9 protein-coding genes are annotated in these 11,647 nt (G+C 44.4%); all 9 read left to right on the forward strand.

All coding sequences use genetic code 11. The features are described from left to right. Positions 1-44: 44 nt before the first annotated feature. The 9 genes from ACSQ8O_RS06025 to ACSQ8O_RS06065 all read left to right on the forward strand — a co-directional run bounded on the left by ACSQ8O_RS06025 (position 45) and on the right by ACSQ8O_RS06065 (position 11,625). Positions 45-902 carry a cytochrome c oxidase assembly protein gene (locus ACSQ8O_RS06025; protein WP_436240834.1) on the forward strand — a complete coding sequence of 286 codons (858 nt, stop codon included), beginning with the start codon at positions 45-47 and terminating at the stop codon, positions 900-902. Between the two features lie 16 nt (positions 903-918). Beyond that, positions 919-1,374: a DUF420 domain-containing protein gene (locus tag ACSQ8O_RS06030; protein ID WP_171632365.1), complete on the forward strand. Its 456-nt coding sequence runs from the start codon at positions 919-921 to the stop codon at positions 1,372-1,374. A 229-nt stretch (positions 1,375-1,603) separates the two neighbouring features. Then, positions 1,604-3,223 carry an extracellular solute-binding protein gene (locus tag ACSQ8O_RS06035; RefSeq protein ID WP_436240835.1) on the forward strand — a complete coding sequence of 540 codons (1,620 nt, stop codon included), beginning with the start codon at positions 1,604-1,606 and terminating at the stop codon, positions 3,221-3,223. A 90-nt stretch (positions 3,224-3,313) separates the two neighbouring features. Next, positions 3,314-4,270 (forward strand): ABC transporter permease, encoded by a 957-nt coding sequence (locus ACSQ8O_RS06040; RefSeq protein WP_436240836.1) that lies wholly within the window; start codon positions 3,314-3,316, stop codon positions 4,268-4,270. A gap of 10 nt (positions 4,271-4,280) precedes the next feature. Then, positions 4,281-5,162, forward strand: coding sequence for a carbohydrate ABC transporter permease (locus ACSQ8O_RS06045; protein WP_436240837.1), 882 nt, complete (start codon positions 4,281-4,283; stop codon positions 5,160-5,162). Between the two features lie 146 nt (positions 5,163-5,308). Then, complete coding sequence (locus ACSQ8O_RS06050) at positions 5,309-7,669, forward strand: helix-turn-helix domain-containing protein (RefSeq protein WP_436240838.1); 2,361 nt, start codon at positions 5,309-5,311, stop codon at positions 7,667-7,669. Between the two features lie 44 nt (positions 7,670-7,713). Further along, complete coding sequence (locus ACSQ8O_RS06055) at positions 7,714-9,339, forward strand: extracellular solute-binding protein (protein ID WP_436240839.1); 1,626 nt, start codon at positions 7,714-7,716, stop codon at positions 9,337-9,339. A 104-nt stretch (positions 9,340-9,443) separates the two neighbouring features. After that, positions 9,444-10,349: an ABC transporter ATP-binding protein gene (locus ACSQ8O_RS06060; RefSeq protein WP_436241952.1), complete on the forward strand. Its 906-nt coding sequence runs from the start codon at positions 9,444-9,446 to the stop codon at positions 10,347-10,349. Further along, positions 10,342-11,625: an ABC transporter permease gene (locus ACSQ8O_RS06065; RefSeq protein WP_436240840.1), complete on the forward strand. Its 1,284-nt coding sequence runs from the start codon at positions 10,342-10,344 to the stop codon at positions 11,623-11,625. Before ACSQ8O_RS06060 ends, ACSQ8O_RS06065 begins: the two co-directional genes overlap by 8 nt. Positions 11,626-11,647 lie beyond the last annotated feature (22 nt).

The raw sequence follows: 11,647 nt of genomic DNA on the forward strand, positions 1-11,647 counted from the left end.
GAGTTATTCGGAAGTAGTCAGCTTGAAAGGAGATAGATGCAGGTATGAGTCAGATTGGTGGTTTTTTTGATTTGTGGAATCCTGTTTTATTGTTGATCGTCATCGTAATCGGATATAGTTATGGTCGCTTTGTCGTAAAAGGGAATGGGAGCGCTGCGAAATCAGAGCCAATTTCGATCTCACAGCAGCTTCTCTTCTATGCGGGGCTAATCTTATTCTATATTGGGCAAGGAAGTCCAATTAACTACATAGGGCATCACTACTTGTTCAGTATGCACATGCTGCAACAAACGATTCTTTACTTGATTGTACCGATCTTCATTTGGCTAGGAACACCGGCTTGGTTGGTTCGTTCTTGCATGAAAAATATCGTGTTTCGCGGTCTATTTTCCTTTTTTACTCGGCCTTTGATCGCATTGTTCATGTTCAATATGCTATTCTCCATCTACCATATGCCGTTTATTATGGATTATCTGATGAAGAATGATATACCGCTTCTTGCTTATCATACGTTGCTCTTAGTGACAGCCTTTATTATGTGGTTTCCAGTATTCTGTCCGCTTCCTGAGCTGAATCGCTTGAACGATTTGAAGAAGATGGCGTATATTTTCGGAAATGGTGTGTTGTTGACACCCGCATGTGCGCTTATCATTTTTGCGGATTCAATTATCTACGATATGTATGACAACGTCACTGTTCCGTTTGCTCATTTGTCACCGCTCGATGATCAACAGCTCGGTGGTGTAATCATGAAGATATTGCAAGAAATTATATATGGAGCTACTTTAGCTTATATTTTCTTCCGCTGGTATCGCCGAGAGCGCAAGGATGACGATGAATTGGATCCTATTCCATCACAAGATAGCTTGAATAATCAAGGCGGGAACTGGAATCGCGCTTAGAGAGAGGATTAGAAAGATGCACATATTACCCACGATTTCTACGATGTTTATTGTGATTAGTGCCATTTTTGTTGGATTCGGATGGTATCATATCGTCAAAGGAAACCGGGATACGCATGAAAAGCTGATGGTTCTAGGCGCTATTTTCGCTTTAGCCTTTTTCATCATCTACATGTCCCGAACCTTATTTGAAGGAAACACGGCATTTGGTGGGCCGGAGAGCTTAAAATTGCCTTATCATTTGTTCTTGTTCTTCCATATCACCTTGGCTACAATAGGAGGCGTTCTTGGCCTCGTCACGCTATGGTTCGCTTACAAAAAGAAATTCCTAAAACATAAGAAAATCGGTAAAGTTGCAGCGATTGTATGGCTGCTAACAGCGCCAACAGGTGTAATGGTTTATGTATTGTTGTATGTCTTGTATCCAGGCGGAACAACAAAGCCAGTCATTGATGCCATTTTCGGTTTGTAAAAGGTAACAAATAGCACGGAATGATGTGAGTGATCATCATTCCGTGCTATTTTTTTGTCTAAATTAGGGCTGATTTTGTGATTTCGCCTATTGGATTGCAGAAATCAACAATTTGACATGATGAAATGACCATGCCATTCTTCATATTGCTCATAGGTTAATCCGATTGATTCCACTACGCTTAAGGAAGAGATGCATCTCACCATAACATGTAGTGGAGGGTCAACGAATGAAGAAAATTTTAGCTTCAACCATGATTATCATGATGATGGGTACAGCCATTGCCTGTTCCTCGAAGACGGAAACAACGACAACAACGAGTGAGTCACAATCACCAGCTACAACTACCGCAATGACATATCCGATGACAACGGATAAAACACTTACCTATTGGGGTGAGTTGAACGGGAACTTAACAGGTGTGAAAACGACACATGCCGATGTGCCCTTTTTCCAAGAATGGCAGAAGAAAACCGGAGTTCCGCTGAAATTCTTAGCGCCTCCGACAGGGCAAGCCAAAGAAGCGCTAAACGTGATGCTCGCATCCGGCGATTTGCCAGATATGATCGAATACAACTTTCTGAGTGATTTCCCAGGTGGACCTGAGAAAGCCATTAAAGATGGTTACATTTTGAAATTGAATGATCTGATTGATAAATACGCGCCTAACCTGAAGAAATACCTCAAAGAGCATCCAGATGTCGACAAAATGGTGAAAACAGATAACGGCAGCTATTATGCCTTCCCTTTCATTCGTGGAGATGAGTATCTACAAGTTTTCCAAGGCCCGATGATTCGTAAAGACTGGTTAGATGAGTTAGGACTTCCTGTACCTGAAACGATTGATGACTGGACAACGACATTGAAGGCGTTTAAAGAGAAGAAAGGTGCAGCCGCGCCATTATCCTTTATCAGCAAACCAAGATTTTTCAATGAATCGTACAACGGTGCATTCTTAGGCGCATTTGGCGTGAACCGTGGATTCTATTTGGATAATGGGAAAATCAAATTCGGACCGTCGGAAAGCGGCTTCAAAGAGTACTTGAAGACGTTCCACCAATGGTTTCAAGATGGCTTGCTAGACAAGAACATTGCTACAGTGGATACGAAAGCCTTGGATGGCAGCTTCGCAACGGGAGCGACAGGGGCAAGTATTGGTAACGCAGGTGGTGGAATAGGCAAATGGCAGCCACTGATCCAGGCTAAAGATCCTAAAGCACAGCTGGTAGCAGCGCCATATCCGGTACTCAAGAAAGGCGATACGCCGAAATTTGGGCAAAAGGATAACCCGTATTCCTCTGGAGGGATTGTTGCGGTAACGGCGAAGTCCAAGAATCCAGAATTAGCTGTGAAGATGCTGGATTATGGGTACAGTGAAGCTGGTCACATGTTCTTCAACTTCGGAACAGAAGGTGTTAGCTACGCGATGGTGGATGGCTACCCGAAATATACGGATTTGCTGATGAAGAATCCAGATAAGTTAGCACCTGCACAAGCGATGTCCATGTATATTCGCGGCAGCTACAACGGTCCATTTATCCAAGACAAGCGTTATGCGGAACAGTTCTTTGTACTGCCGACCCAACGCGATGCGATCAATGTGTGGAAGAAAACCGATACCGCTAAATACAGCTTGCCACCATTAACACCAACGCCAGAGGAAAGCTCTGAATATGCGAAAATCATGGGCGATATGAACACGTTGGTGGATGAAATGACGCTGAAAATCATTTTGGGCAACGAGCCTGTAGATGGCTTTGAGAAGTATGTGGATAAAATGAAGTCCTTGAATTTAAGCCGCGCTATCGAGATTCAGCAAGCAGCACTTGATCGCTATAACAAGCGATAAGTTCGATAAGTTTCGTTAAGCAGGAAGAGGCGGGGGGGATCTAAGATCTCCCTTCTCTATAAGTAAACTGGTGAGAGGGTGAGGATGGAGATGGCGAATACACAGCCACTGGAAAGTGTAACGCTTACGAAGCAACGAACGGGGACAAATAGATATATCCGTGATTTTATGGCCAACAAGTACTTGTACCTCATGATGGTACCCGTGCTCGCTTATTACTTGATTTTCCATTATGCACCGATGTATGGAGCCTTAATTGCCTTTAAAGAGTATTCACCCATGAAGGGAATTCTTGGCAGTGAATGGGTAGGCTTTAAGCATTTTCATGACTTTTTCAGTTCTTTTTACTTTTGGCGCATATTGAAAAATACGCTGGTTATCTCCTTGTACTCCTTGATATTTGAGTTTCCTGCTCCGATTATTTTGGCGCTTTTGATTAATGAGGTGCGAAGTAAGACATTCAAGCGAGTCGCACAAACGATTACGTATATGCCTTATTTTATATCGCTAGTCGTTATTTGCGGGATTATTACGGACTTTACGAATGCGGATGGTGTCATAAACAATATCGCGATGTCCTTCGGGTATGACGGGCAAGCGATGCTGCAGAAAGCGGAGTTGTTCCGACCGATTTACATTTTATCCGAGATTTGGCAACGTATTGGATGGGAATCTATTATTTATATTGCAGCGTTAATGAGCATTGATACGGAACAGTATGAAGCTGCACGTATGGATGGCGCAAGTCGCTGGAAACAGATGATGTATATCACATTACCAGGTATCATGCCGACGATTGCGATTATGTTTATTTTGCGTATGGGTAATTTATTGAACGTGGGATTTGAGAAAATCATTCTGCTCTATAATCCTGTCAGTTATGAAACGGCGGACGTAATTTCTTCCTTCGTCTATCGTAAAGGGTTGCTGGAGTTCGGATGGAGCTACAGCTCAGCGGTTGGCTTATTTAATTCCGTTATCAATCTAATCCTGCTCATTACAGCAAACTACATTAGTCGTAAAGTAAATGAAAGCAGCTTATGGTGAGGTGATGTTGATGAGAAAAGGACCTAGTTTCGTAGAAAGACTATTCGATGTTGCTATTCATTTGATTTTGACCCTACTTGTTGTGGTTACGTTGTACCCTTTGCTATACGTACTATTTGCTTCGTTCAGTAATGCGAATGAATTAGTTGCGCACAAAGGGATTTTATATAAATCACTTGGCTTTAGTTGGGAAGCCTATAAAGGGGTTATGAAGAACCCTGGAATTCTCATTGGTTACCGAAACACCATGTTTATCGTGGTCGCAGGTGTTATTGTCAACCTCTTGATGACAGCGTTAGGCGCATACGTGCTCTCTCGTAAAAATGTGATCTGGAATAAGGCATTCATGATCATTATCGTGATCACGATGTTCTTCCACGGGGGCTTAATTCCGCTCTATTTGATCGTCAAAAATGTAGGTTTACTCGACACCCTATGGGCGACGATTATTCCATTCTCGATCTCCACATTTAATTTGATTATTATGCGAACAGCATTTATGGCGATACCAGACAGCTTAGAGGAGTCGGCCAAAATCGATGGGGCCAATCACTTTACGATTTTGTTCCGAATCATCATCCCGTTGTCCATGCCCGTCATTGCCGTCATGATTCTGTACTATGCTGTTGATAAATGGAATGGTTGGTTCTATGCATCGATCTTTATTAAAAACAGAGACCTCTTTCCGTTACAACTCGTTCTCAGGGAAATTTTAATATCCAACTCAACAGATGGCATGTCCGTGGGAGCTGATGCGGGTGATCGTTTCCAGATCGGAGAAACCATCAAATATGCGACGATCGTCGTGGCGACATTGCCAATTCTATGTGTCTATCCATTTGTACAACGTTTCTTTGTCAAAGGGGTTATGGTAGGTTCCCTGAAGGGATAGACCATGGAAATAGGGACCTAGTAGCGCTTTTATCAATCGGATTTGTCATTTTGGACATTCCTCCCCTTGCGAACAGAGGTATAATAGAGTGAAGGAGACAATCCCTTCAGAGGAATTTTCAAGGTGCGCAGCGGGAGGAGATCCAAGTGAAGCTTCGATTTTTTTGGCCCAAAAGAAAAAGTATTATATTTACCTGGTTGTTATCCTACAGTGCCGTATTATTCGTGCCTATGCTGATGAGCATCCTCATATACTCGCAGTCTAGTCATGCATTAAAAAGTGAAATCCATCGTGCGAATGATTCCTTATTGAAACAAGTCCGTTACACGATCGATACGCAATTCGATTTGATGAAACGGTTGAATATGGAAATTACTTGGAATGCTAAGTTACAAAGTCTGATGTACTCCAATATGCGAACCAATGATGATCAATATCTGGCTTTTCAACTAGTGAAAGAGTTTCGGATGTACCAAACCTCGTATGCGACAATCGATGAATTCTATGTGACTTGGGATCAGGAGGCTTCGATTCTTCGTCCAGGAAATATGCGAGATCTGCATACAGCGTTTGATACAATTCACAATACAGGTACCATCAGGTATGAACAATGGCTAGATACGATCCACCAAGCTACGAATAACCAATTTCTGATCCTTCCCCGCGTAGATGCAGGTCCATCTGCCTCCTCCATCGCGTACGTCACACACTTGCCCAAGGATCTGAATGGTAAGCAGACAGGTACTGTCGTTGTGATGGCTGATAGGGAACGATTCGAGAAGGCAATCGAAAGCATTTCAGGGTTTAGCGGCGGGCAAATCGTCATCCTTAATCATGACAATCAAGTTCTACTCTCCAATGTCCCTGTGACGGTGAATAAGAATCTCATTTTGGAGCAATTGCAAGATGAGGATAACGTGACTTACAAACCTTCACAGGATGGAGAATCAGAGCTTTTCTATATTCAATCGGGTGTATCTGATTTGAAATATGTGCTGATTATTCCAAGCCGTATATATTGGGAAAAAGCGGAGTATGTCCGCAAGTTTACTTATATCAGCATACTAATTAGCTTATTTGGTGCAGCGGTGCTAACTTGGTTCTTTCTACGCCGTAATTACTCACCGATTCAACGTTTGGTTCAATCGATTTCTGATAAAAATGCTTTTGAAGAACGTGCTGATGGAAATGAACTGCATTTCATTCAGAAAGTGATCTCGCATACACGGAATGAGAAGGATCAAATCGCGCTGCAGCTACAATCTCACCATCACGTGCTTCGTTCGAATATGTTAAATCGATTGTTGAAAGGGCGAATTGATTCGCTCGTTTCGTATGAGGAAGCGTTCAAAACCTTTCATATGGATTTGATTTCAAATCATTTCGCGGTTATTTTGTTTGCGGTTGAGAATTCCGATAGTATATCTACGAATTTACCAGGTATGGACATTAGTGAGCGCAGAAAATTGATGCAGTTCATCATCACGAATGTCGTTGAAGAGCTCGTCGGACATCGCCAGCATGCGGGTTATGTGGCTGAGATCGATGATATGATGGTGTGTTTGGTGAACTTCGCAGAAACGGATGCGGCAGAGCGGAAACTTGATATGGATTGGATTGCTGCAGAAGCGCAGCGATTCCTGACAAGGTTCCATATGGATTTAACAATCTCCATTAGTGGTGTTCACCCTTCTCTGATTGGCGTTGCCGAGGCTTATAGTGAAGCTTTGGACGCGATGGAATATAAGATGGTCAGAGGGAAGAGAGAGATCATCACTTACGATGAAATCCGAATCGACACGGCCGATAAGCTGCAGCTGGGTTACTATTATCCGCTCCAAATAGAGCAGCAAATTATTAATCTCATCAAAACGGGAGATATTGAGCAAGCCTCGGCTAGCATGAACGAGATCGTGGGACGTAATTTCGATAAGCCACTGGTGTCGCTTACTTTGGCTAGATGTCTCATCTTCAATCTCGTAGGTACGATGGTGAAAGCGATGAATGAGCTGGGGGACGGGACTACACAGCCTTGGCTAGGGGATAACCCGTTATGGATGGATAAAATCATTGCCTGCGACACCATTCTGGAAATGCAGCAAGAGCTGCAGCTGTTGCTCAGAGAGGTATGTGTGTTTGCGGCTTCTAAAATAGAAGCGAACCAGACGAAAGAACGGACGGAAACCTTGCGTGAGCTCATCGCGAAAGTTATGCAATATATCGAGGAGCAGTATCAAGATGCTAATTTGAATGTGAATACGATAGGTGAAAACTTTGCCTTAAGAGGCAGCTACGTATCTAAATTATTCAAAGATCAGACAGGTGAGGGCTTACTCGACTACATCACGAAATACCGCATTCAACAAGCGAAGAAGATGATCAGCTATAAGCAAGACTCGATCTCGGAGATCGCGCGGCTAGTTGGCTATAATGAAGTGGCTACATTTATTCGTGTTTTCAAGAAATACGAGGGAATAACGCCTGGGAAATATAAGGAAATGAACTGATGAGGATAGGATGATAAACAGATGCATGCGGAGAGGAGAACAGAATGAGCAGACGAGCTAGCAGCAAGACACTATTACTCCTAGGTATAATCACCCTTGGGCTGACAGCATGCTCATCTGAGAGCCCGACGCCGCTTACGACACCGTCAGGGCAGCCTACAGCTACGGTTAAGGATAAGGAGCCGTCTGTGACAGCGGCTACGAAGCTGACCTATTGGTCAGAGTTGAATGGGAATGCCGCGAGTGTGAAAGCGAAATTCAAGGATATCCCCTTTTTCCAAGAATGGCAGAAGAGGACTGGAGTCCAACTTTCCTTCATACAGCCGTCTGCGAATCAAGCCAAGGAAGCGATGAATGTCTTATTAGCCTCCGGCGACCTGCCTGATATGATGGAGTACGAGTGGGACAGCTTCCCTGGCGGACCTGAAAAGGCGATCAAAGATGGCTATATTTTGAGATTAAATGAGGTCATTGATAAGTATGCGCCTAATCTGAAGCAATACTTAAAGGAGCATCCCGAAATCGATAAGCAAATTCGGACCGATGACGGCAGCTATTACGTTTTCCCGTTCATCCGTGGTGATGATAAGCTTCGTACGTATCAAGGGCCCATTATCCGTCAGGATTGGCTTAACGAGCTTGGACTAGAGGTTCCAACCACGATAGAGGAATGGCATACGGTGCTTAAGGCATTCAAGGAGAAGAAAGGAATCGCAGCTCCGTTGACATTTCTAGGCGTGCCGAATCCGCTGTTCGGGATTGAAGGCGGCGCTTTTGTAGGCGCTTATGGGATTCGCAAAGGCTTCTATCAAGATCATGGTGAGGTCAAGTTTGGTCCCATGGAGAAGGGCTACCAAGATTTCTTGGCGACTTTCCGAGGGTGGTATGAGGAAGGATTAATTGATAAGAATATCGCTTCCGTGGATACCAAGACAATGGACTCCAATATGGTAACGGGGCGAAGTGGCGCAACGATTTGGAATGCGGGAGCAGGTATTGGGAAATGGCAGCCGCTTGTCGAGGAGAAAATCAAATCAGCTTTATTTGCTGCTGCCCCTTACCCCGTCTTGCATAAAGGCGATAAGCCTAAATTCGGGCAGAAAAGCTACGCTTATGTAGGTACCGGTGGGGTAGCTATTTCAAGTAATAGTCAACATGCGGCAGAGGCTGCGAAGCTGCTTGATTACGGCTATAGCGACGAAGGGCATATGCTCTTTAATTTCGGGATTGAAGGAACGAGCTATACGTTAAAAGACGGCTATCCGACATATACGGATTGGATCCTGCGGAATCCAGACAAGCTGGCACCATCGCAAGCCTTGTCGATGTATACGAGAGCAAGCTATTTTGGGCCTTTTGTTCAGGATGCTCGGTATGTTGAGCAATATTACACCTTGCCTGAGCAAAGGAAAGCCATTGGCATCTGGGCGGATACGCAAGTTGAAACATACACGTTACCGCAAATTCCGAAGACGGAGCTTGAGAGTGCTGAATTTTCTTCCATTATGATGGATGTGATGACACTCGTCGATGAGATGTCTCTGAAAATTATTCTCGGTGTCGAGCCGCTGGATGCGTTCGATAGCTACGTTAGTAAAATGAAAGCATCCAAAATTGATCGGGCGATTGAGATCCAGAAGTTAGCGTTGAATCGCTATGAGAAGCGTTGATGGCTTCTCTTTTTTTTGTTCATGTGAAGAAAAATTCATTGTTTTTCCATTTTCATGTAAAATAGTGTACGTAAGCAATTTCGTGAGGGAAGGCAGGTCAAGTGATGACATACCCTTTGATTGTACAAGACGTATCGAAGCAGTACGGGGATAAAACTGCCGTGAATCGCATTGGGCTGCAAGTCAAGCAGGGAGAGATTTATGGTTTGTTAGGCGCCAATGGGGCCGGTAAAACGACAACGATGCGAATGGTACTCGGGCTTATATACCCAGATGAAGGAAATATACAGTGGAACGGACAGGGGTATCGGGAAGAACTACGAAGCTTAATGGGCTATTTGCCTGAAGAGCGTGGCCTTTACCCCAAAGTGAAAATTAGTGATCAGATCGTTTACTTAGCCGAGCTTCGGGGAATGAAACGTAGCGAAGCAGATCGCAGTTTGAAGATGTGGTTGGAACGGTTCGATGTTCCGGATTATTACAACCGTAAGGTTGAGGAGTTGTCCAAAGGGAACCAGCAGAAGATTCAATTTATTGCCGCGGTTATTCACAATCCCGATATCCTAATTCTGGATGAAGCTTTCAGTGGACTCGATCCAGTGAATGTAGAACTGCTGAAGAAAACGGTGAAAAGCCTGCGCGATGAGGGGAAAACGATTTTATTTTCCAGCCATCGGATGGATCATGTGGAGGAACTCTGTGAGAATATCTGCATCTTGCATCGCTCGAACACCATTCTTCAAGGCAGTCTGAAGGATATTAAGGCGAGCTTTCCGAAGGAAAGAGTCATTTTGGAGACAGAGACGAGCATAACTGGTTTGGAGGAGATTTCAGGTGTGACCTCAGTGAACAAGGGACATAACGGGTACGAGCTTCGCATCGCGCATCCAGAAGCAGCGCAGGGCATTCTCCATTTTGCCATGGAACGGTCATCTGTTCAGCGGTTTCAAATCATGGAGCCAACCCTGAATGAAATATTTATCCAGAAGGTGGGGAACAGCCATGAATAGGATATTAACGGTGATCAAATTTACCTATATGACGCGTTTCCGCATGAAATCCTTCCGCATTATGACGCTGATATTGATGATTGTATTATCTGTCTTGTTTCATCTTCCCGCCATTATCAGTCAATTATCTTCAGATGAACCTACCAAAATTGGCGTTTTCGGAACAAGTCAAACTAGCATAGCTGGCAAACTGACCGCCTTTTACAATAATCAATCGAAACCAGATATTCTCATTGTGCCACTGCCGGATGGAGGCAGCGCAGCAGCGAATGAAGCCTATGGGAAGCAGCAAATCGCGGATAAGAAGATTAAAGGCTTCTTGGAGATTGCCGATGCGAAGCAAGGCGGATTTCCGAAGTTGATCTATAAATCCAAGGGTACCATGGAGTTTTCGTTGAAAAATAAGCTCCAAACGACGCTTCATCTCATCAAAACGGATGTCGTCTTGCAAGGTGCGGGCCTGTCGGATGCCGTAAAAACGGATCTTCAAACGCCAGTATCCTTGGAGACCGTGCAAATTTCAACCTCAGATCAAGCAGCCGCAGGTAAAACAGAGTCGCAAATCGCGATTTCTTATGCACTCGTGTATGTCATGTTATTTCTCTTATACATGGGCGTAATTGGCTTCGGAAACTTGGTGGCTACAGAAATTACGGCGGAGAAGAGCACGCGTGTCATGGAATTGCTAATAACAAGTGTCTCACCGCTTAAGCAGATGTTTGGCAAAATTATCGGGATTTGCTTGCTTGCGTTAACGCAAATTGGGCTGTTGATTGCGGTAGGTGCCGTTAATCTAAGCTTGAGTGGCAGCTCATCTATGATTGCTGATTTGCACTTAAGTTGGCATGATTTGCAGCTATCGCTCATTGTGTATTTCTTGATCTTTTATTTGCTCGGCTTCTTCATCTACGCCACTGTCTTCGCAGCTGTAGGCTCGCTTGTGAGTCGAACAGAGGATGTGGGGCAAGCGATTATGCCAGTTACCCTCGTCATTGTAGCGGCCTTCATGATCGCGATCTTCGGGTTGAACCAGCCGAATGCGGGCTTCGTGGTCACGATGTCCTTCGTGCCTTTCTTCTCACCGCTCATCATGTTCCTGCGGATTGGGATGAGTACGCCGCCATTCTGGCAAATCGCGATCTCGATTGCGATTCAGTTGTTGTCGATCGGCGCAATGGCTTGGCTTGCGGCGAAGATCTACCGCACCGGCGTGCTGATGTACGGCAAGCGGCCTACGTTAAAGGAGCTGCGCAAAGCGATGCGGGCTTATCGGTAGGGTTGAGAATTCAAAAAAGCGA

Source organism: Paenibacillus sp. LjRoot56, from assembly GCF_964253335.1.
GTDB classification, from domain to species: Bacteria; Bacillota; Bacilli; order Paenibacillales; family NBRC-103111; genus Paenibacillus_E; species Paenibacillus_E allorhizoplanae.